The sequence below is a fragment of the Methylobacterium sp. CCH5-D2 genome (genome assembly GCF_001556475.1).
Classification (GTDB): domain Bacteria; phylum Pseudomonadota; class Alphaproteobacteria; order Rhizobiales; family Beijerinckiaceae; genus Methylobacterium; species Methylobacterium hispanicum.
In genome coordinates, this window is record NZ_LSIX01000341.1 from 1 (window position 1) to 257 (window position 257).

At 74.7% G+C, this 257-nt stretch carries 1 pseudogene; it reads left to right on the forward strand.

The features are described from left to right. Positions 1–257, forward strand: a pseudogene (locus AX737_RS08960) (hypothetical protein); the annotation flags it as partial.

Genomic DNA, 257 nt, shown 5'->3' on the forward strand with positions numbered 1-257 from the left:
CTGCCCGGCGGTGCGGATCGCCATGCCGCCGGCCGCGCACGCCCTGCCGGGGGGCGTGCAGATCTCGCCGCGGCCCGCCGACATCCCGGTGGGGCAGGGGGAGAGCGCGATCTGCTTCGCCTATGCCACCGCCGACATGATCTCGCAGCGGGTCGGGCGCGCGGTCTCGCCGCTGGACGTCGCCACCAAGTTCTACTTCGCCGACCCCGAGCGCCTCGCCGCCCTCCAGCTTGTCGAAGTAGGGCTCGTGGCGGGGG